This is a genomic window from Streptomyces sp. NPDC050211, assembly GCF_040656035.1.
GTDB lineage: Bacteria > Actinomycetota > Actinomycetes > Streptomycetales > Streptomycetaceae > Streptomyces.
Genome location: NZ_JBFALC010000035.1, coordinates 37,359 through 56,796, shown reverse-complemented (window position 1 = coordinate 56,796; position 19,438 = coordinate 37,359). Strand labels below are relative to the sequence as shown.

At 69.2% G+C, this 19,438-nt stretch carries 18 protein-coding genes and 4 pseudogenes; 6 read left to right on the top strand and 16 right to left on the bottom strand.

Annotated features, from left to right (window positions below; all coding sequences use genetic code 11):
* The first annotated feature begins 42 nt into the window (after positions 1-42).
* Together AB0I98_RS29675 and AB0I98_RS29670 are read left to right on the top strand one after the other, a co-directional pair.
* On the top strand, positions 43-1,020 hold the full coding sequence (locus AB0I98_RS29675) for an aldo/keto reductase (protein WP_362947359.1): 978 nt from the start codon (positions 43-45) through the stop codon (positions 1,018-1,020).
* A 124-nt stretch (positions 1,021-1,144) separates the two neighbouring features.
* A pseudogene (locus AB0I98_RS29670) lies at positions 1,145-1,664 on the top strand (transposase); the annotation flags it as partial.
* A gap of 35 nt (positions 1,665-1,699) precedes the next feature.
* Here the strand turns inward: AB0I98_RS29670 and AB0I98_RS29665 are convergent.
* A pseudogene (locus AB0I98_RS29665) lies at positions 1,700-1,798 on the bottom strand (IS5/IS1182 family transposase); the annotation flags it as partial.
* A gap of 670 nt (positions 1,799-2,468) precedes the next feature.
* Between AB0I98_RS29665 and AB0I98_RS29660 the strand changes: the two are divergent.
* Complete coding sequence (locus AB0I98_RS29660) at positions 2,469-3,626, top strand: aldo/keto reductase (protein ID WP_362947356.1); 1,158 nt, start codon at positions 2,469-2,471, stop codon at positions 3,624-3,626.
* A gap of 258 nt (positions 3,627-3,884) precedes the next feature.
* Here the strand turns inward: AB0I98_RS29660 and AB0I98_RS29655 are convergent, their stop codons facing one another.
* The 6 genes from AB0I98_RS29655 to AB0I98_RS29630 form a co-directional block, all read right to left on the bottom strand.
* On the bottom strand, positions 3,885-4,130 hold the full coding sequence (locus AB0I98_RS29655) for a hypothetical protein (protein WP_362947354.1): 246 nt from the start codon (positions 4,128-4,130) through the stop codon (positions 3,885-3,887).
* 223 nt (positions 4,131-4,353) lie between these two features.
* A complete protein-coding gene (locus AB0I98_RS29650) occupies positions 4,354-4,701 on the bottom strand; it encodes a DUF6192 family protein (RefSeq protein WP_362947351.1) in 348 nt (115 codons plus the stop codon).
* Positions 4,702-4,951: 250 nt separating this feature from the next.
* Positions 4,952-6,001, bottom strand: a complete 1,050-nt coding sequence (locus AB0I98_RS29645) for an NAD(P)-dependent oxidoreductase (RefSeq protein WP_362947348.1) — start codon at positions 5,999-6,001, stop codon at positions 4,952-4,954.
* A gap of 159 nt (positions 6,002-6,160) precedes the next feature.
* Positions 6,161-7,297 carry an alpha/beta hydrolase gene (locus AB0I98_RS29640; protein WP_362947345.1) on the bottom strand — a complete coding sequence of 379 codons (1,137 nt, stop codon included), beginning with the start codon at positions 7,295-7,297 and terminating at the stop codon, positions 6,161-6,163.
* A 139-nt stretch (positions 7,298-7,436) separates the two neighbouring features.
* The gene (locus tag AB0I98_RS29635; RefSeq protein ID WP_362947342.1) at positions 7,437-8,282 is read right to left on the bottom strand and encodes an SDR family oxidoreductase; all 846 of its coding nucleotides are present in this window, start codon (positions 8,280-8,282) and stop codon (positions 7,437-7,439) included.
* Between the two features lie 86 nt (positions 8,283-8,368).
* Positions 8,369-9,133, bottom strand: coding sequence for an SDR family NAD(P)-dependent oxidoreductase (locus tag AB0I98_RS29630; protein ID WP_362947339.1), 765 nt, complete (start codon positions 9,131-9,133; stop codon positions 8,369-8,371).
* 258 nt (positions 9,134-9,391) lie between these two features.
* On the opposite strand from AB0I98_RS29630, the gene AB0I98_RS29625 reads away from it, so the two are divergent.
* Both AB0I98_RS29625 and AB0I98_RS29620 read left to right on the top strand, forming a co-directional pair.
* Entirely contained in the window at positions 9,392-10,279 is an 888-nt protein-coding gene (locus AB0I98_RS29625) for a helix-turn-helix transcriptional regulator (protein WP_362947337.1), read from the top strand.
* A gap of 88 nt (positions 10,280-10,367) precedes the next feature.
* The gene (locus AB0I98_RS29620; RefSeq protein WP_362947334.1) at positions 10,368-10,784 is read left to right on the top strand and encodes a cupin domain-containing protein; all 417 of its coding nucleotides are present in this window, start codon (positions 10,368-10,370) and stop codon (positions 10,782-10,784) included.
* A gap of 30 nt (positions 10,785-10,814) precedes the next feature.
* Here AB0I98_RS29620 and AB0I98_RS29615 read toward each other — a convergent pair whose 3' ends face one another.
* From AB0I98_RS29615 to AB0I98_RS29575, 9 genes and pseudogenes are all read right to left on the bottom strand, one after another.
* Entirely contained in the window at positions 10,815-11,471 is a 657-nt protein-coding gene (locus AB0I98_RS29615) for a response regulator transcription factor (protein ID WP_362947332.1), read from the bottom strand.
* Positions 11,468-12,769 carry a histidine kinase gene (locus AB0I98_RS29610; protein ID WP_362947329.1) on the bottom strand — a complete coding sequence of 434 codons (1,302 nt, stop codon included), beginning with the start codon at positions 12,767-12,769 and terminating at the stop codon, positions 11,468-11,470. Before AB0I98_RS29610 ends, AB0I98_RS29615 begins: the two co-directional genes overlap by 4 nt.
* A gap of 259 nt (positions 12,770-13,028) precedes the next feature.
* Positions 13,029-13,865 carry an SDR family NAD(P)-dependent oxidoreductase gene (locus AB0I98_RS29605; protein ID WP_362947326.1) on the bottom strand — a complete coding sequence of 279 codons (837 nt, stop codon included), beginning with the start codon at positions 13,863-13,865 and terminating at the stop codon, positions 13,029-13,031.
* A 284-nt stretch (positions 13,866-14,149) separates the two neighbouring features.
* On the bottom strand, positions 14,150-15,370 hold the full coding sequence (locus tag AB0I98_RS29600; RefSeq protein ID WP_362947323.1) for a cytochrome P450: 1,221 nt from the start codon (positions 15,368-15,370) through the stop codon (positions 14,150-14,152).
* A 93-nt stretch (positions 15,371-15,463) separates the two neighbouring features.
* Positions 15,464-15,658, bottom strand: a complete 195-nt coding sequence (locus AB0I98_RS29595) for a ferredoxin (protein WP_307079882.1) — start codon at positions 15,656-15,658, stop codon at positions 15,464-15,466.
* A 94-nt stretch (positions 15,659-15,752) separates the two neighbouring features.
* Positions 15,753-15,935: pseudogene (locus AB0I98_RS29590) on the bottom strand (cytochrome P450); the annotation flags it as partial.
* Between the two features lie 24 nt (positions 15,936-15,959).
* Positions 15,960-17,161: pseudogene (locus tag AB0I98_RS29585) on the bottom strand (FAD-dependent oxidoreductase).
* Positions 17,158-17,292, bottom strand: coding sequence for a hypothetical protein (locus AB0I98_RS29580; RefSeq protein ID WP_362947321.1), 135 nt, complete (start codon positions 17,290-17,292; stop codon positions 17,158-17,160). The pseudogene AB0I98_RS29585 and the gene AB0I98_RS29580 overlap by 4 nt, the downstream one beginning before the upstream one ends.
* Before the next feature lie 119 nt (positions 17,293-17,411).
* Positions 17,412-18,236, bottom strand: coding sequence for an SDR family oxidoreductase (locus tag AB0I98_RS29575; RefSeq protein WP_362947319.1), 825 nt, complete (start codon positions 18,234-18,236; stop codon positions 17,412-17,414).
* Between the two features lie 408 nt (positions 18,237-18,644).
* Here AB0I98_RS29575 and AB0I98_RS29570 point away from each other — a divergent pair, with 408 nt between their 5' ends.
* Positions 18,645-19,262 carry a TetR family transcriptional regulator gene (locus AB0I98_RS29570; RefSeq protein ID WP_362947317.1) on the top strand — a complete coding sequence of 206 codons (618 nt, stop codon included), beginning with the start codon at positions 18,645-18,647 and terminating at the stop codon, positions 19,260-19,262.
* The last annotated feature ends 176 nt before the right edge of the window (positions 19,263-19,438 follow it).

The window sequence follows — 19,438 nt, the reverse complement described above, 5'->3', positions numbered from 1 at the left end:
GAGTGCGCCCGGAAATCGGAAACCTAAGAACGGAGCTATCTGATGCAGCACGTCTCACTCGGTGGGCTGAACGTCTCCCGGATCGGCCTGGGCGCCATGGGAATGTCCGCCTTCTACTCCGGTGCGAGCACCGATGACGCCGAGTCGATCCGCGCCATCCACCGGGCACTGGACCTGGGCGTCACCCATCTCGACACGGCTGAGATCTACGGGCCGTTCATCAATGAGGAACTGGTCGGCCAGGCCCTCCGAGGCCGCCGTGACCAGGTCGTCCTGGCGACGAAGTTCGGCATGTACTCGCACGCCGGCGGCGGACCGTACGTCCTCGACAGCAGCCCGGCGAACATCCGCACCGCCGTCGAAGGCTCCCTTAAGCGGCTCGGCACCGACTACATCGACCTGTATTACCAGCACCGGGTCGACCCCGACACCCCCATCGAGGAAACCGTCGGCGCCCTGGCCGAGCTGGTCGCCGAGGGCAAGGTCCGCCACATCGGCCTGTCCGAGGCCGGGGTCGAGACGATCCGCCGCGCCCACGCCGTCCACCCGGTCGCCGCACTGCAGACCGAGTACTCCCTGTGGACCCGCGACGTGGAGGCCGAACTGCTGCCGCTGCTGCGCGAACTCGGCATCGGCCTGGTGCCCTACTCGCCGCTCGGCCACGGCTTCCTCACCGGCACGTTCCGCTCCACCGACGACATCGCCGACGACGACTGGCGCAAGACCAATCCGCGCTTCACCGGCGAGAACCTCCAGCTCAACCTGCGCATCGTCGACGAGGTCCAGGCCCTCGCCACCGAGGTCGACGCCACCACGGCCCAGATCGCCCTGGCCTGGCTCCTCGCGCAAGGCGACGACATCGCCCCGATCCCCGGCACCAAGCGGGCCGCCCGCGTCGAGGAGAACACCGCCGCCGACCGCATCGCGCTCAGCACCGGGCAGCTCGAACGGCTGAACAACCTCACCCCGCCCGCCGGCGAGCGCCACGACGAGAGCGGCATGGCCGCCATCGAGCGCTGACCGCCGTCCAGCTCTGTGCCGGACACGCGGGTGGCCTCGGCCTGATCATGTGCTCCACCAAGGACGCACCTGACCAGACCGCGACTGTGGAGACGAGCGTGCTGCAACAGGGGGCCAGTAAGAGGTGTTCTCGACGCTGTCACGCTTCCGTGGCGACTTCTACGACTGCCTGCCCGGACGCGGTGACGCGCTGTTCGAGCTCACCGACGCCCTGCTGAGGCGCCTGGCGTTGACCGGCTGCGGCGGACGATTGCCGGGCTTCCGCTGTCGAAGGCGGTGGTCGGCCGCCTGGTCCTGGCGGCCGACGTTTCGCCTTGGCTGCGGCCGGACGCCGCCACTTGCCCGAACCGCTCCTTCTGCCACACCTGCTGCCGGGGTGATGCCAAGCACCAGATGATCCCAGGCCGGCCCTACTCGGTCGTGGCCGCGCTGGAGGCGCCGCACGTCGTGGATTGCGGCGCTGGATGCGCTCCGCCTTCAGCCCGGCGTCGACCTTGCCGCTGTCACCGGCGTCCAGCTGCGCGATGTCGTCGAGCGGCTCATCGTCGCCGGGCAGTGGCACGAGGCAAACCCGAAGAGTTGCGGTGGTCCTCGACTCCGGCTACGACGCCCCGCGCATCGCGCACCTATTGGACGGACTGCCTGATGCGTCGACCAGGGCGAGGGGCTGGGTGACGACGTTGACGTTGGCCGCAGTCGTGATGACCTTGAGCGGAATTCCGCGACCGTGGCAGTTCAGGTGGTGTTTGCTGCCCGTCTTGCGCCGGTCGACCGGCGACGACCGGTGTCGGCACCCCCTTGTCCGCACGGATGTGGGAGCCGTCCACACACGCCCTGGACCCGTCAAGTTCGCCGGCCGCGTTCAGCTCGAGTAGCAGGACGCGGTGCAGCTGATCGAAGACTCCTGCCTGCTGCCACCACTCCATGCGGCGCCAGCAGGTCTGCCCGGAGCCAACCCCCAGACGCAAAGCCGGTCTGTCACCGGCCGCGGGCCCGGCGACCGATCGGGCCAGGTCGGCAGCAGCGGCTCGATCAGCGCCCACAATCACCATCCACGATCCACGGTCAACCCAACAAGATCGTGTTACGAGCTCTACGGGGGTACTGGCAGACCCCTGGACGAAGGAGACCCCCTCCAGCAGCCGACACCGGGTCTGCGGATGCTTAACTGAATTCGAGCAGGGGGACGGCTTGGCGAGATAAAGCATAGTCCCGCGAAATCAGCCCCATTGCATGGTCACGAATCGTCTGACTGTGGCTTGAAAGCGGCCAAGCCAACCAACACAGCGATTCAGGAATTGCACATCGCCTCAGCCGAGCAGAAGGTCGCCGCCCCTGCGGGCTCATTTTCACGCCTACTGCGACCTTTCGGCATCTCGCGCGCTCAACGATCAGCCGCCTTCAGCAAACCCAAGCTGAGTCAAAGAACGAAGAGGAGAAGAACCGTCGTGAAACGCCGTGGATTCATGGCCGCCGGCCTTGGAGTGGGCGCAGCATCTGTCCTGCCTCTTTCAACCGCGCAGGCGAAAACACCAAAACCGTCTGCGCCGAGTTCACGCCCGTCGAGCACGCAGCGCCGCATGCTCGGCTCACTGGAAGTGTCTGCCCTGGGGCTCGGCTGCCAGAACTTCGCCGGTATGTATGGACCGCCGATCGACACGAAGGAAGCGATCCGGGTAATCCGGGCGGCCTATGACCGGGGCGTCACGTTCTTCGATATCGCCGAAGTCTACGGGCCGTACCTTGGCGAGGAGATAGTCGGCAAGGCACTGGCGCCGATGCGCGACCAGGTGGTTATCGCCACTAAGTTCGGGTTCGACATCGGGCGGGACGGGCAGATTCAGGGACTCAACAGCCGTCCTGACCATATCAAGCGGGTGACCAATCAGTCGCTCCGGCGCCTGAAGACCGATTACATCGATCTCATGTACCAACACCGCGTTGATCCCAAGGTGCCCATCGAGGAGGTGGCCGGGACGGTCCAGGAGTTGATCTCCCAGGGCAAAATCCGCCACTTCGGACTTTCTGCCGCGGGCGGAGCGACCATTCGGCGCGCGCACAAAGTGCAGCGCGTCACGGCGGTGCAGAACGAATACTCCGTCTGGACCCGCGATCCGGAGATAGAAGTTCTCCGGGCCTGTGAAGAGCTGGGTATCGGGTTCGTGCCGTGGAGTCCGCTCGGGATGGGTTATCTGACCGGCACCGTCACCCCGCTGATGGTGCATGGCCCCGCGGATCTGCGGGCTACGCTCCCCCGCTTCACCCCGGAGGCCCGCCGCGCAAACTGGCCCGTCGTCGAACTGCTGCAGCGCGTGGGTGCACGCAAGCAAGCGACGCCTGCCCAAATAGCGCTCGCCTGGCTGCTCGCCCGCAAGCCGTGGATCGTGCCCATTCCGGGGCCGATCACACAGGGGCACATGGACGAAAACATGGACGCGCTTCAGGTCCAGCTGACCGCCGCCGACATCGCGGATATCGAGGACGGCTTCGCTCACATCCGGGTGCAGGGCGCGCGATTGAGCGAACCGATGCTTGCGATGATCGACGTCGGGGCCAAGCTGGGGACGAGCTCCGACGGTGGGTACGGCAATTCGCCCCTGCCGTAGAAGCCTTCCGCTTACCATTCGACAGTCTTGATCAGTCGGACACGGTTCCTGTTCGGGTGATCTCTCGGCAGCCGTGGCACAACGGCAGGGCCTCCTGGGAGCTCGGGGTTGCGATCCCGACCGAGCAGCGCCAGGAGGCCCTGTGCCGCAGTCTTTCGTGCTCGCCCTCCGCAGAATCCAACGCGACATCACAATGGCGGACAGTCCGGGCAGCGTGCGGTGTTACGGCTCCGATCTGACGGAGGCGGAGTGGCATCGTCAGGCCGTTGCTGCCGGTTCCCGCATGGCTTCAGGAGGGGCGGGCGGCCGGAGGGCTATTTGCCACCGTTGCTGCTGGATGCGGTCCGCCATGTCGTCGACAACGGCGTCAAGTGGGTCAACCTGCCCCGTGACTTCCCGCCGTACCGGCGCGCGCACGTGTTCGCCCGCCGCTGCCGGGTGACGGGTCTGCTCGCAGAACTCCACGACCGGCTGCGCGACAAGGCCCGTCAGCAGGAAGGCCACTCACCGGACCCGACGGTTGCCATCGTGGACTCGCAGTCGTTGTGGGCGGCGGCGCACATCCCGCGTTCAACGTCCAGCTGGGACGGCGGAAGAAGGAAGATGGGGCAGGCCGCAAGCGGCACCTGGTCGTGGACTGTCTCGTCTCCATCCACCTGGTCTGGGCGGACGACGGCTATGCGGGCCGGCTGGTGGACTGGGCGGCCGAGAAGTGCGGGCTCACCCTTCAGATCGTCAAACGCTCCGACGACACGGTGGGGCTCGTGGTGCTGCCGCGCGTCGCAGCGACCTCCTCGTCCTTGGCGAGGGTGTGGATGGCGCTGATCTTCTCCAGCGGCGTGACCCGCTTGGCGACCGGCCCGCGCGACGCTTGGCCCGCGCGACGCTTGGCCTCGTCCGGCGTCCACCGCGACCTGGCCGGCAGCGGCGTGAGGATCGTCGCGAAGCGTTCCTCCTCGTCGGCGATCGACGCGAGGATGTTGTGGACGGCGAAGGACACCTCCGCGACCTGGCGGGCTACGCCACCATGGGCGGCCTCGGCCTGGCTCCCCTGCTCGTCCTCGCCGCCGTACATGCCACCGGGACCGACATGCCCGGGGGACGCCGCAGTGAGCCGCCTCCCCTCCGGTGGCCCCAAGCCCCTACCGGCCGGTTCGGAGCGGGCCTGCCCCGCCATGTCGGGTGCCCGTTCCGGCTGGCTCAGCAGTGCGGCCGGCCGCCGCGACAGAGCCGGTTGCCACCGGGCGTGCGGCGGTGACACGGGCGGCGCGGGATGTGCACACCGATCATGAAGCCGGCACCGACCACGGCGACTCGCAGAGCAGTCATGAGTTCCTCGCTCCGGCGGCGGTGGTGACCGGACGGCTGCGGTAGCGGTGGACGAGCTCCCGGGCCGCCACCTGCATGCGCACCGGCGGCAGTCCCGCCCGGATCTGCAGGAGGTCGTCGAGGACCATCTCGCCGATCTTCTCGAAAACAGCGGGGATGCCGCCGGCCCGGTGCGCGGACAGGACGAGCCCCTCCACCGCACGGGCGGGGTGCTCGGCGGGCACCGGCTCCTCGGGCCACACGTCCAGTGCCGCGACGAAGCGGCCTTCTCTCACGAGCTCGACCAGGGCGGTGAAGTCGGCGACCGCGGCCCGGCTGACCAGGACCAGCCGGGCACCGGGGCGCAGTCGGCGCAGCCGTGCCTCGCTGAGCAGTCGCTCGCTCTCCTCGGTGATCGTGGCCAGGACGAAGAGGACCTGGCTGCCCTCCAGTACCTCGTCGAGCGAGGCCGGTGTGACTCCGGCCTCTTCCAGGTAGCTGTCCGGCAGCCAAGGGTCGTAGACCCGGACAACGGCCCTGAACGGCACCAGCAGTTCGTGCAGCGCGCGACCGAGGTTGCCGAAGCCGATGAAGCCGATCTCGGCGCCGCGCAGCAGAATGGAGTCGGAGTTGGCCGCGAAGGTGTACCCCTCGGTGCCGGCCCGGAAGGCGCGGTCCTCGCGGGTGATGCCCCGCGCCAGGTCGAGCGCGAGACCGAGGGAGTACTCGGCCACGGCCTGTGCGTAGGCGGGTCCGCAGCCGAGCACGCGGACGCCGCGGTCCGCGCAGGCCGCGTAGTCGACGTTGGGGAAGAAGTTGCCCTCGACGTTGCACAGGGCGCGCAGGCGGACGGCACGCTCGACGCGTCCGGCGGGCAGGTCGGGCTGGCCGACCACGGCGAAGGCCCGGGGAAGCGCCAGGTCCAGCTGCCGTTCGGCGTCGGGGTGGCCATCGAGGTCGAGGACCTCGAACTCCTCGTGCAGCCGGCGCAGGGTTTCCGGGCTGAAGATCCGTTCGGTGGACTGGGGCGCCGGATGAAGGACGACGAGTTCCTTGGGCTGGGTCATCAGACGGCTCTCTGTGGGCGGAGAAAGGCGGGCCGGAGGAGGTACGGCGTTCAGGAAGGGGCACCGCAGCCGAGGCAGTGGGAACTGCTCACGGAACACCTCAACGGAACACCGGCGACCACGACCGGAATCGTCTCGCCGGTGTTCCGTTGACTGCCGTTAGTTCGCGGAGTGCTTGAGCTGCTTTCCGAAGAACTCAGCCAGCTTGGGCACCGCCCTGTTCACGTCCTTGTCGTACATGCTCATGTGAGTACCACCCGGGACGACGAAGAGTTCCTTCTCACCGTTCGCCTCCTTGTACGCCCGATCGCTGTGCCACTTCGAGCCGGCCTCGCTACCGGCGATCAGGAGCAGCGGCTGCGTCAGCAAGGTGTCGATACCGTCGAAGGCGTCGAACGCGTAGATCTTGTCCATGCTGCTCTTCAGGAAACGGTTCGGCGAGTTTTCATGCTTCCACCGGTCCGCCTGCCGGTAGTACTCGCTGGCTTCCACCATGTCGGGCTCGGTGACACCCTCAACCGAGTCGGGTACGTACGGAAGCATCGTGGGCTGAGCGCCGTTGGCCACTGCTGTGCGCTCCTGAGCGACATCCTCAAGACCGGCGCGCAGCTCCTCGGCAGTTCCCGTTCCCCTCCAGCCCTGACGGACACCGTCACCGTAATTGAACGAGGCCACGCCGGCGACGGCCTTGATGCGGTGGTCAGTCATCGTGGCGTTGATCGCGTATCCGCCGCCAGCGCAAATGCCGAGAGCTGCCATCCGCTCACGATCAACAGTGCGAAGCGAAGTGAGGTAGTCGACCGCGCTGCGTACGTCTTCCACCCGCTGTGCGGGGTCTTCGAGCAGACGGGGCTGCCCTTCGCTCTGCCCCTGGTGGGATGCGTCATAGGCCAGCGCGATGTAGCCCTGCTGCGCCATGCGGTAGGCGTAAAGGCTTGCGGTCTGTTCCTTGATCCCGCCGGCCGGATGCACGACGACGATCGCCGGGTACTTCTTGCCCGGCTTCATCTCGGCCGGCGCGAACTGCACGCCGGCCATGTCGAGTTCCCCGTTCTTGAACGTGACCTGCTTGCGCGTGACAGTGCGGTCTGCGCGGACCGTCTTCTCGAAGGCCGCCAAGCTGGTGATCGTGTCCTGCTTCGCCGTGGCGCTCGCATTGGCGACCGTGACACCCGAGTCGGAACTCGCGCTGCCGGCGAACGCGATGGGGGTTGCGAGGCTCGTCAGGGCAACACCGAGAACCAAGACCCTCCTGGCCGCCAACGTCCGTGTGGTGTGGGTCAGCCTGTTCGTCATCGCGTAACTCCTGGATCGCTGGTTTGGTTGTCTGGCCACTTCCAGGTCGTAGGCCGACGCTGGATGACCATGTAATGGGACTGCTTTCACGGGGCTGTGTCTTTCTCCTCGCAGGCCGTGGCCGGCGTGGACGCCACGCTCAGGCGTTGGTGTCGTCGTGGCCGAGGTTGCCGCCCAGCTCACGGGAGGCTTCGACCTGTGCGAGGAGTTCCCTGGCCTTGGCCGAGACGCCCTCGATGGCGTCGGCACCGGCGACGAAGCGCAGCGGCGGCTGGTCCTGGCCGGCGAGGGTCAGCAGGGCGTGGGCGAGCTTGGCGGGGTCGCCGGGCTGCTGCCCGTTGATGCTCTTCCAGGCTGCGACCGTGGCGGTGGTGCGCTCGGCGTAGTCGTCGATGGTCGGCTCGGGCCAGGTGGTGGAGGCGTCCACGAGCAGCTCGGTGCGGAAGTAGCCGGGCTCCACGATCGTGGTGCGGATGCCGTACGGCTTGATGTCGTGGTGCAGGGCCTCCATCCAGCCCTCGACGGCGAACTTGGAGGCCGCGTAGGCGGAGGTGAACTCCGTGCCGACCTGACCGGCGAGCGAGGAGATCGTGATGACGTGGCCGTCGCGCTGAGCGCGCATGACGGGCAGGACGGCACGCGTGACGTTCATCGGGCCGAAGAGGTTGGTCTCGATCTGCTGCCGCATGTGCGCGGGCGAGACCTCCTCGAAGTAGCCGGCGAAGAAATTACCGGCGTTGTTGATCAGGACGTCGATGCGGCCGAACCGGTCGACCGCGGCCTGCGCGGCCGCCTGCGCGTCCTCCAGGCTGGTCACATCCAGCTTGGTGACCAGCAGGTTGTCCTGCGGCCCGCCGAGGGTCTTCTCGACCTCCTCGGGGCGGCGGCCGGTGGCGACGACCTGGTGGCCGGCCGCCAGGGCCTCGCGGACGATGTCCGTGCCGAGACCGCGTCCGGCACCGGTGATGAAGATGACCTTGCTCATGAGGATTCCTTACGTCGGGCTGCGCATACGGCGCCCGGTGTGTGTGGGGGGTGATTGACTGTGGCGGCCGGGCGATGGATGGGGGGTCAGCCCTGTTCGGTGGGCATGATCCACAGCTCGCCGATGGCGGAGCGCCGGGGGCGGGTGACCATGTAGGCGACGCCGTCGGCGATGTCCTCGGCGGTGAGGACCTCGATCCGCCCGATGAAGGGGTCGACGAGCTCGCTGCGGACCTCGGGCGTGTTGTGGCCGACCAGTTCGGTCTCCACGGCGCCCGGTTCCAGGACACCGACGCGCACGTGGCGCTGGGCGAGTTCCTGGCGCAGGGACTCGGTGAATCCGTTCACGCCGAACTTGGTGAGGTTGTAGACGCCGTAGCCCTTGCTGGCCACGCGGCCCGCCTGCGAGCTGATGTTGACGATGTCGGCGACCTGGCGCGGGGCCTGTTCGGCGGCCCGCAGCAGATGCGGCAGCGCGGCACGGGTGGTGTAGAGCAGGCCCTGCAGGTTGACGGCGATCATGCGGTCCCACTCCTCGGCGTCCGCGCCGACCACGGGGCCCAGGAGCATCAGTCCGGCGTTGTTGACCAGCGTGTCCAGCCGTCCGAACCGCTCGACGACCTGCTCTACGGCCCCTTCGGCCTGGTTACGGTCAGCGATGTCCGCTTCCACCACCAGCGCGGTGCCGCCCGCCTTCTCGATCTCGGCGGCGAGTTCTTCCAGGCGGTCCTTGCGGCGGGCCACGAGCGCGACGGATGCACCATGCTCGGCGAGCTGGCGGGCGGTGGCGGCGCCGATCCCGCTGCTCGCGCCGGTGACGAGAGCGACGGTGCCGGTCAGTTTCGATGCCACGAGGGTTGTCCTCTTCTCCAGACGTATGGCGCAGGGGCAGACAGCGGGCATTACCGATCCCTTATGCGCTCTTTCTCGCACATACTGCGCACATCGACATCGTCGTGCGGATGCCGTGGGCAGTGTCGTGAGCCCGCTATCCAGGCAACCACCCGCGAACGCCCCGTGGGCCGCCGTAAAGGGCACCGCTCTTCCGGGGGTCTGCCAGTACCCCCTTCCAGGGCGCCGACCTGCCGGTTCCGGCCGTACGGTGGACCCATGGACCGCAGCAGCGAGATCCGTGAGTTCCTGCGCACCCGCCGGGCCCGGATCACCCCCGAACAGGCCGGTCTCGCCCCGCACGGCGGCGCCCGCCGCGTACCGGGGCTGCGCCGTGAGGAAGTCGCCCAGCTCGCCGGGGTCAGCGTCGACTACTACGTCCGAATGGAGCGAGGACGCACCAAGGGCGTCTCCGAAACCGTCCTGGACGCCGTTGCCCGCGCCCTACAACTCGATGAGACCGAACGCGCCCACCTCTTCGATCTCACCCAGCCCACCCCCGCCCGGACCCGCCGCAAGCGGCCGCTCGCCCCCCAGCGAGTCCACCCGGTCCTGTACCGGACCCTGGACTCTCTCAGCGTCCCCGCGGTGGTCCAGGGGCGACGCCTGGACGTCCTGGCCGCCAACAAGCTCGCCCACGCCCTCTACACCGACTTCGAAGCCCGGCCACGCCGCGAACGCAACTTCGCCCGCTTCGTCTTCCTCGACGAGGCCGCCCGCACGCTGTACGCCGACTGGGACCAAGTCGCCGGCGACTGCGTGGCCTTGCTGCGCCTGTACGCCGGAGGTCACCCCGACGACCCGCAGCTCACCGAGCTGATCGGCGAGCTGTCCCTGCACAGCGACACCTTCCGCCGCCTGTGGGCCGACCACGACGTCATCGCCCACACCAGCGGCACCAAACGCCTCCACCACCCGCTCGTCGGCGACCTCACTCTCGACTACGTGGTTCTGGCAGTAGAAGGCGACCCCGAACAGACCCTGGTCATCTACACCCCGGAGCCGGCGTCCCCCTCTGCCGAAGCCCTCAACATCCTCGCCAGCTGGACCAGCACGTCCACCACCCGCCCCCACACCTCCGGACAGACGCACAACCCAGCCGGTTGACACCCACGGAAACTCGCAGCACGAGCGCCCGAAGCGGCCCATCGCCGCATCACGGCCATGTCCCAGCGCCTTCGCCAGGAGAAGCACCATGGAGTTCGCCAAGCAGCAGGCCACCGTCAAGGCGCCAGCCGACTGGTTCACGGGTGTCGTGTGGTTCGACGTGATCCACGCCGGCCAGGAGCCGTCCCGGATGCGCGCCAACCTGGTGCGTTTCTCGCCGGGCGCGCGCACGCACTGGCACTCTCACGCCCTGGGCCAGGCCCTGTACGTCGTCTTCGGCACCGCCCTGATCGGTACCCGCGACGGCACGGTCTTCGAGGCTCACCCCGGCGAGACCGTCACCTGCCCGCCCGGCGAGGAGCACTGGCACGGCGCCGTGTCCGACCGTTTCATGGAGCACATCGCCATGTGGGAGGGTCTCGGCGACGGCACCCCGGAGACCGAGTGTCGGGAGCCGGTCACCGACGAGCAGTACAACGGGCCGCGCACCACCAGCCGGGCCTGAACCGGCAACCGCCCCGTGAGCGGGCCGGGTTCATGCCGGCCGGACCAGTCCCACGTCGTAGGCGAAGACCACGACCTGGACGCGGTCGCGGGCACCGGTCTTGGCGAGGATGCGGCCGACGTGGGACTTGACGGTGGTTTCGGCGACGTGGAGGTGGGCGGCGATCTCGGCGTTGCTGTAGCCGCAGGCGATGGCGTTGAGGACCTCGCGTTCGCGGTCGGTGAGGGAGGCGAGCCGGCGTTCCTGATCGCGACTGCGGTGGCTGATCTTCTGGCTGAAGACGTCGATGAGTTTCCGCGTGAGGCCGGGCGCGATGACGGCGTCTCCGGCGGCCACCGCGCGGATGGCGGCGACGAGTTCGTCGGGCTTGACGTCCTTCAGGAGGAATCCGCTGGCGCCCGCGCGCAGGGCCGCGTAGGCGTTTTCGTCGAGGTCGAAGGTAGTCAGGACCAGGACGCGGGAGCGGCTGCCGGAGGTGACGATGCGTCGGGTGGCCTCGATGCCGTCCATGCCGGGCATGCGGATGTCCATGAGGACGACGTCGGGGTGGAGTTCGGCGGTCATCCTGACCGCTTCGGCCCCGTTGGCTGCTTCGCCGACCAAGGTCAGGTCGGGGTGCTGTTCGAGGAGCATGGTGAAGCCGAAGCGGTGCAGGGCTTGGTCGTCGACGATGAGGACGGTGGTCATGACGGGCGGTTTCCCGTGGTCTGTGCCGGGGTGGGGAGGGTGAGCCTCTGCCCGTGGAGGTCGTCCTGGTGCCTGTGAGGCCGGGAGGCCGGCCGAGACGTGGAGGGTGTGGAGCCGGCCGCGGTGGGGGTGAGGACGGCGCGGACGGTCCAGCCGCCGCGGGTGTTGGGGCCGGCGGTGATGCTGCCCTGGTAGAGGGCGGCGCGCTGGCGCATGCCGACCAGGCCCTGGCCTGTGCCGTCGTTCCGGTCGACCCCGTGCCGGGCACGATGCGGGCCGGTGTCCTCGATGGTGACGTGGACCAGTTTGTGGTCCACGCAGACGGCGACCTGGATGGTCGGGTCGGGTGCGGCGTGTTTGAGGGTGTTGGTGAGGGCCTCTTGCACGATGCGGTAGACGACCAGTTGGAGTCCCGTGGCGAGTCCTTCCAACTCGCCCTCGGTGTGCAGGGTGACGCTGGGGCCCGCTGCCCTCACCCGTTCCAGCAGGGCGTCGAGGTCGGCCAGACCCGGCTGGGGGGCGAGCAGGGGGGCGGTGCCGGGTTCGCCGGGCTCGTGGTGGATGACGGTGAGGAGGCGGCGCAGGTCGCCCAGGGCGTTGCGCCCGCTGTCGGCGATGAGCCGCAGGGTGTCGGCGCCGCGCTTGGGCTCCTTCTCGGTGAGTCCGGCGGCGCCGTTGGCCAGGCCCACGACGACGGACAGGGTGTGGCCGAGGATGTCGTGCATCTCGCGGGCGATGCGGGCGCGTTCGGCGGCTGCGGCAAGGCGGGCACGCTGGTCGCGTTCCACTTCCAGGCGCACGGCACGGTCCTGCAGGGCCGTGATGTAGGAGTTCACGAGTCGGCTGATGACACCCAGCCCGGCGATCGCCACGACGTCGAGCAGCATGATCAGGATCAGCACGGGAGCCTGCAGGAAGTGGTCGAGCTGCCCGTCGGACGAATAGACCACGTACGCCGCGATCCCTTGCGCGAGGCCGACGGCCAGGGCAACGACCAGTTGGCGGGCGGTTCCACGGCGGCCCACGTTGAGCAGGGCCACCAGGCGCCCGGCGTCCGCAGCCGTCAGGATTCCCAGGGGGAGTGCCGCCACGGCGGTGGCGGCGGTGATGGCGTAGACCGTCATGGGGTGCTGCTTGCGCCAGAGCAGCGGGACGGTGAGCCCGGCGATCAGCGCCAGGACCGCCGGGACGCCGGGTCCGTCGGCCGCGTCCAGGAGGGAGGGCAGGCCGAACGCGGCGCACAGGGCCGGCACGCCCCAGCGTGAGACCTGCGGATGGGCCTTTTCCGCACGATTCATCGACGCCAGCCAGCACAGCAGAGGGCGGAACGTGCGGTGTTCCGGACCACTCAGCAGGGTTCGTGGATCTACGGGATGAGCCGTCGGTGCTGGTGCGGTCACTGTCGTACATCCTTCATGGTGTGAGCGGGCCTTCCAGCGGTCCTGGCGGTGACGGCCGAGGGCAGGATTTGGAGACCGGCCGGGGCGGTTTCCCGCCCGTGCGGCCAGCGGCCCGAACCCGCGCCCCGGGGTGTCGGCCGGAGCGCGGGGCGGCTCGTCAGACGGCGGACCAGCCGTCGTCGACCGGCAGGACAGCGCCGTTGATCATCTCGGCTGCATCGGAGGCGAGGAAGACGATGACGGCGGCCTGCTCCTCCGGGGTGGACCGCCGGCCGGGGTTGCTGCGGAGGATGTCGCGCAGGATGGTCGGCCCGTGCGGAGCCGTCCCGCCGTCGGACTGGGCCTTGCCCGACACGGTGTTGACGAGGGCCGTCATCTTGTCGGGTTCCGTGCCCAGCGAGTTGGTGAGGATGTTGGTCTGTGTCCCGCCGGGGGCGATGGCATTGGTGCGGATGCCCTGCTTGCGGTACATGACGGCGAGGCTCTTGACCAGGCCCACGACACCGTGCTTGGAGGCGGTGTAGGCGGCACCGGACACGCTGCCGCGGAACCCGGCCTCGGACGCGGTGAACACGATCCTGCCGTGGCCCGCGGCCAGCATGTGCGGCAGCGCGGCCCGGGTGAGCAGGTAGGGCGCCGTCAGGTTGACCCGTATGACGCGTTCCCACTCGGCGTCCTCGACGTCGGCCAGCGCCGACATGCTGTCCCCGATGCCGGCGTTGTTCACCAGGACGTCCAGGCTGCCGAAGGTCCGCACGGCGGTGGCCACGACCTCGTCCACCACCTGCGGGTCGCTGAGGTCCCCGGCCACCGCGACGGCGGTGCCTCCCGCCGTCTCGATCACCTTCGCTGTCTCGTCGGCACCGGCCTTGTCCAGGTCGGTGACGAGGACTTTCGCGCCTTCCTCGGCGAACATCAGGGCCGCGGCGCGGCCGATGCCCGATGCGGCCCCGGTGACGACAACGCTGCGCCCTTCAAATCCCGTGCCGCTCATGGGTATTCCTCTTCTCTATGTGCGTTTCACGCCTCTGTGCGTGCGGTCTGATCCCGCCTGATGGTCGGCGGTGGTCCTTGCGTTGCGGACCGGTGTCCGCGGGCCGGCGGCGGTGGGACATGTGATCCGCTGCCAGGCCCGGGATGCGCGCCGTACCCCCTGTCCCCACGGAGCACGGCGCGGTGGGGCCGCCGCCGCTCAGGACGGCCCCGTTCGGTGTGCCCGGGCTCAGTGAGCCGGGGCCTGTGGTGGCTGACTGCGCAGGGCGCTGTCCGCCTCGCCGGTCACCAGGCGACCGGCAGTTCGCGGACGCCGTAGACGGCCATGTCGTGCCGGAGCCGCAGCTCCTCCAGCGGCACCGCCAGCCGCAGCCCGGGCAGCCTGCGCAGCAGGGTGGGCAGCGCCACCTGCAGCTCCATCCGCGCCAGGGACTGGCCCAGGCACTGGTGGGTGCCGTAGCCGAAGGCGACGTGGCCGCGGGAGTTGCGGTCGACGTCCAGGGCATCGGGCCGGTCGAGGAAGGCCGTGTCGCGGTTGCCGGCGGGCAGGTTGACGGTCACTCCCTCACCGGCCCGGATGAGCTGTCCGCCGAGGGTGAGGTCCTCGGTGGCGACGCGCCAGACGTGGTCCTGGGGGACCGTCAGGTAGCGCAGCAGTTCCTCGATCGCGTTCGCGACCACGGCCGGGTCGTCGGTGTCGCGGATGCGGGCTGCCTGGTCGGGGTGCTCCAGCAGGGCCAGGGTGCTCAGGGCGGTCATGTTGGCCGTGGTCTCGTGGCCGGCGATCAGCAGCATGAGGCCGTCCATCGCCACGTCTTCACGGGTGAGTTCGCCGGTGGCGACCCGCTCGCCGATCAGACGGCTGATGAGGTCGTCGCCCGGCTCGCGCTCCTTGCGCCCCACCAGCTCCAGCAGGTAGCCGAAGAGGGCGCCGCTGGCCACCCGCTTGCCCTGCTCCGTGGTGTTCGCGTCGGTCAGGGTGTTGCTGTGCTCCTGGAAGAACGCGTGGTCGGAGTAGGGCACTCCGAGCAACAGGGAGATCACCAGGGACGGGATGGGCAGCGCGTAGTCCCGGACCAGGTCCGCCGGCTGTCCCTTGGCGATCATCTGGTCGAGGAAGTCGTCCGCCATCTTCTGGACGTCCGGGCGCATCCGCTCCACCCGTTTGATCGTCAATTTCCCGGTGAGCATCATCCGCAGCCGGGCGTGCTCGGGGTCGTCCATGCGCTGGAAACTCTGGGGCAGATCACTGGGCTTCCCGGAAGAAGCCGGGTAGCCGGGACGCCGGTCGTCCGAGCTGAGGCGCGGGTCGCTCAGAGCCGCGCGGATGTCCGCATACCGGCTCACCACCCACAGCGGCTCGCCGTGCGACACCGCCCGCTGGAGCCCTTCGGCCTCACGCCAGTCGGTGTACTCCTGGGGCGGGTCGAAGGGGCAGCGCGCGTCACGCTTGCCGGGGAAGGCGGGCAGGCCGGTCGGGTCGTTCGTGGGGGTTGATGTACTCATGGATGCTCCTGTGGGGGGGTGCTGTGGGGGTGTCGGCACCGCACACGACTGGCGGTGCCTGGTGAGGCGTCGGCGGGCGACGGTCGGCAGGCGTCACTCCGCCAGGTGGATGGCGGCGGCCGGGCAGACCATGGCCGACTCGCGGACCGCCTCGTGCACCTCCGGCGCGGGCGTCTCGTCCAGCAGTACGACCATGCCGTCCTCGTCGCGCTGGTCGAACACCTCGGGCGCGATCATCACGCACTGCCCGGAGGCGACACACTTGGGAACGTCTACTTCAACCTTCATGGCATCTCCATTCGTTGGACTGCCTCCCCGCCCGACCGGGCGGGTGGCTCTGGTCAGAAACCGGTCAGGGCCTGCGGTCGGCCGGTTCGTGTCATCAGGCGGCCGGCAGTTCGTGCAGGCCGTAGGTGACCAAGTCGTGCCGGAACCGCAGCTCCTCCAGCGGCACCGCCAGCCGCAGCCCGGGCAGCCTGCGCAGCAGGGTGGGAAGGGCCACCTGGAGTTCGACGCGGGCCAGGGGCTGGCCCAGGCACTGGTGGATGCCGCAGCCGAAGGCGACGTCGCTGAGTCGTTGAGCTCGCGGTCAGGCGGCGGCTGCGTCACTGGCGGCCGACTCCCATGCGGTGCCGGCCGCGACGAGGGCCCGTAGGGCTCGGACGGTCTTTGGCGGCAGGCCGACGGCGAGTGCGCCGGCCAGCCGGTCCCCTGTCCGGTAGGCGACGAGGAGCCGCCGCTGCGCCGGGTCGTGTTCCATGACCAGCGCCTCGTCGTGGCCACGGAGGTATCCGTACGCCTGGATCCTCATCGTGTACTGGTCGGACCAGAAGTACGGCACCGGCGCGAACGGCCGCCGCGCGTCCGGGTTCAGCAGGTTGCGGGCGACGGCCATGCCCTGCTCGGCGGCGTTGGTGCGGTGCTCGATGCGCATCGCCGTACCGAAGAGTGGGTTGTACCAGCGCGCCACGTCCCCGACCCGTACACACCGGGTGCGGCCGCGCTGATCTCGTCGCAGACCAGTCCGTTGTCCACGGTGAGCCCACTGCCGGCCAGCCACTCGGTGTTGGGCAGGGAGCCGATGGCCACCAGCACGTCGTCCGCCGGAAGGACGGTTCCGTCGGCCAGTCCGACGCCCATGACCTCGCCCTCGGCGCCGAGGATTCCGGCGACCTTGGCTCCGGTGTGCAGCCGGACCCCGTGGTCGCGGTGGATCTGGGCCAGGAACTGACCGGCCTGTTCACCGACGGCCTGCGCCAGAGGGAGGGGAGCCGCCTCCAGGAGCGTGACCTCCACCCCGAGCCCTCGGGCCACGGCGGCCGCCTCGGCACCGATGAACCCGGCGCCGACGATCACCAGTCTCCGCCCGGGCCGCAGCCGCGCCTTGAACGCCAGAGCGTCCTCCAGGGTGCGCAGCGTGTGCGCCCCGGCCAGCCCTTCGGTTCCGGGCAGGCCGCGGGGACGGACTCCGGTCGCGATGACCAGGGCGTCGTACGACACGCGGGTGCCGTCGGCCAGAACCACGGTCCGCCTCGCCGTATCCAGCCCGGTCGCGGTCATGCCCAGACGTAGGTCCAGCCCCAGCGCGTCGATGTCCTCCGGCCGACGCAGTGGCAGCCGGTCCGGCTGCCACTCCCCCGTCAGGATCTGCTTCGACAACGGCGGGCGATCGTACGGCAGATGCTTCTCGCCGCCAACGAGTGTGAGCCCGGCCTTGTACCCCAGCCTGCGCAGCGCCTCCGCCGTGGCCAGCCCGCCCGCCGACGCGCCGACAATGACGACCCGGTTCACGACTCCGCCAGGTGGACGGCGGCGGCCGGGCAGACCATGGCCGACTCTCGGACCGCGTCGTGCAGGTGGGGCGCGATCAGCACGGACTGCCCGGAGGCAACACACTTGGGAACATCGACTTTCTCATTCATCTGAATCTCCTTCGTTGAATCGCCGGTTCGCGTCCGGATCGCCCAGGTGCGGTAGACACCGGTTCAGAAACGGGCACCGAGAGCCGAGGTGCTGCGGCGCTGGTACACCGTGCGGTCGCTCAGCCGAGGCGCCCGGTACGGATCGCGGCGAGGACGCCGCCGTCGACCAGAAGGTCGGTTCCGGAGATGAAACCGGCAGCGGGGCTGAGGAGGTATTCGGTGGCCGCGGCGATCTCGGCGGGGGTGCCCACACGCCCGGCGTTGGAGGCGTCGGTCATCGCCTTCATGACGGCGGCGTGCGGGCCGCTCAGCTCGGCCTGGCCCATGGGCGTGGCGATGACACCTGGGCTGATCGCGTTGACCCGCGCTCCCCGGGCTCCCCAGATCGTGCTCGCGGCCTGAACGCGCAACAGGTTGGCCTGCTTGGCGAAGCCATAGGCGTAGTTGGCGCCGGCGAAGTTGCCGGGGGCGAGGATCGGCAGGGACATCAGCTCGTCGGCCGGGGCGGTGGCCAACTGCAGCGCGTCCGGGCCCGGGATGGGCGGGTGGTGGTGGGCGGCCATGCTGGCGATGACCACCCCGGCCCCACCGGGCGCGACGACCTTGCCGAACTCCTCCAGTACCAGGGCCACGCCCAGCAGGTCGACCGCCAGGATGGCCGCGACAGGAGCCTGGACGGGGGACAGCCCGGCGGTGTGCACCACGGAACGCACCTCTCCCAGAGAAGCGGCCCGCTCGGCGAGCGCGGCGACCGACTCTCGTGCGGCGACGTCGACGACGAGGGAGGTCACCTCGTAGCCCTCGTCGTGCAGTTGCTTGGCCACCGCGTCCAGGGTCTCCTCGTTGAAGTCCGCGAGGAGCAGGTGGGTACCTGGGCCGATCCGGCGGGCGATGGCTTGACCCATACCTCCCACGCCGGTGATTACTGCCACGTTTCGCGACATGCTCACTTCCCTTCTCACAGGCAGCCGCTGGCAGCGACCACTACTTGACTACGGCTTCGTGACCTCGCACCGCTCCGGCCGAGAGGGCACGACCCGCGCCGGGCCGACAGCAGCCCTGTGCGTTCCCGAAGAACGCGCTGTGGCCGCAGCGCGTCGCAGACCATGCCCGCGCATCGGAATACGGCACCGAGGGGCGCGCACGGTGAGCTGCCCCGAAGGGGGGCCGGCGACCGGCTTGCCATGGCGATGACCATCGGCGGCATGGGCGTTCGAACAGCCGTGACTGGCGTTTGGTGGAGTGCCAGGCTCATAACGAGCTGCCGCCGCGGCCCACACTAGGCACACTCACCCGATCTTGCCAAGAAGGAAAACTTGCCAAGCTGGAAAAAATCCTGGATGGTGGTCGGCATGACGAAAGAGCCGAGCCTGCGCGAACGGAAGAAGCTGGCGACCCGGGCGGCATTGAGCCGTGCGGCCTGGTCCCTGATGGTCGAGCAGGGACTCGACGCGGCGACCCCGGAGGCGATCGCTGCGGCAGTGGATGTGTCGCCGCGCACGTTTCGCAACTACTTCGCCAGTCGCGAGGAGGCGATCCTCGACGGCCTGGTACGGAGCGGCACTTCCCTGCTCGACGCCATGCGCGCCAGGCCCATGGAGGAGCCGCCGTGGGACTCCCTGACACAGGTGCTTCCGTCCTTCGCCGCGCAATACGCCGGTCAACGGGACAACATCGCGGTGCTGATGCGCGTGGTCGGCGAGCAACCGTCGATGCGGGCGCAGCACCTGGTCACGTACGAGCAGGCCGATCAGCAGCTCGCGGAACTCTTCGCCGAACGCACCGGCACCGACGCCGAGCGGGACTTGACTCCCCGCCTGCTGGCCGCCGCGGCAGCTGCCGTGCTGCGGACGTCCATGGAGATGTGGGCAAAAGGCGACACCGACGTCGCACTGCCCGATCTTGTCCGAGAGGGCCTCCGGCAGGTGCGCGCCGGCCTTCCCATCGGTGCCGCCGTGGCGGCTTCCTAGCTATCCCCACCGTGTCGCTGTCCACGCGCCGGGGGCGCGTGATCTCGCAAACCCTTGATGAGGAGGAGCGCCTCATGGTCTCGATTCCATGCACGCTGAACCGATCCGCATTCCACGGGCAATGGCTTGCCACCGCACCGGCCGGGCGCCACCGCGCCAACGCACACCGGTCTGCC

Bases quoted from the DNA above. Each gene is read 5' to 3' on its own strand.
- AB0I98_RS29675 (WP_362947359.1), top strand. From the start codon at position 43: ATGCAGCACGTCTCACTCGGTGGGCTGAACGTCTCCCGGATCGGCCTG.
- AB0I98_RS29640 (WP_362947345.1), bottom strand. From the start codon at position 7,297: ATGACGAACAGGCTGACCCACACCACACGGACGTTGGCGGCCAGGAGG.
- AB0I98_RS29600 (WP_362947323.1), bottom strand. From the start codon at position 15,370: ATGAGTACATCAACCCCCACGAACGACCCGACCGGCCTGCCCGCCTTC.
- AB0I98_RS29605 (WP_362947326.1), bottom strand. From the start codon at position 13,865: ATGAGCGGCACGGGATTTGAAGGGCGCAGCGTTGTCGTCACCGGGGCC.
- AB0I98_RS29615 (WP_362947332.1), bottom strand. From the start codon at position 11,471: ATGACCACCGTCCTCATCGTCGACGACCAAGCCCTGCACCGCTTCGGC.
- AB0I98_RS29645 (WP_362947348.1), bottom strand. From the start codon at position 6,001: ATGACCCAGCCCAAGGAACTCGTCGTCCTTCATCCGGCGCCCCAGTCC.
- AB0I98_RS29610 (WP_362947329.1), bottom strand. From the start codon at position 12,769: ATGAATCGTGCGGAAAAGGCCCATCCGCAGGTCTCACGCTGGGGCGTG.
- AB0I98_RS29625 (WP_362947337.1), top strand. From the start codon at position 9,392: ATGGACCGCAGCAGCGAGATCCGTGAGTTCCTGCGCACCCGCCGGGCC.
- AB0I98_RS29635 (WP_362947342.1), bottom strand. From the start codon at position 8,282: ATGAGCAAGGTCATCTTCATCACCGGTGCCGGACGCGGTCTCGGCACG.
- AB0I98_RS29570 (WP_362947317.1), top strand. From the start codon at position 18,645: ATGACGAAAGAGCCGAGCCTGCGCGAACGGAAGAAGCTGGCGACCCGG.
- AB0I98_RS29620 (WP_362947334.1), top strand. From the start codon at position 10,368: ATGGAGTTCGCCAAGCAGCAGGCCACCGTCAAGGCGCCAGCCGACTGG.
- AB0I98_RS29575 (WP_362947319.1), bottom strand. From the start codon at position 18,236: ATGTCGCGAAACGTGGCAGTAATCACCGGCGTGGGAGGTATGGGTCAA.
- AB0I98_RS29595 (WP_307079882.1), bottom strand. From the start codon at position 15,658: ATGAAGGTTGAAGTAGACGTTCCCAAGTGTGTCGCCTCCGGGCAGTGC.
- AB0I98_RS29650 (WP_362947351.1), bottom strand. From the start codon at position 4,701: ATGTACGGCGGCGAGGACGAGCAGGGGAGCCAGGCCGAGGCCGCCCAT.
- AB0I98_RS29580 (WP_362947321.1), bottom strand. From the start codon at position 17,292: ATGAATGAGAAAGTCGATGTTCCCAAGTGTGTTGCCTCCGGGCAGTCC.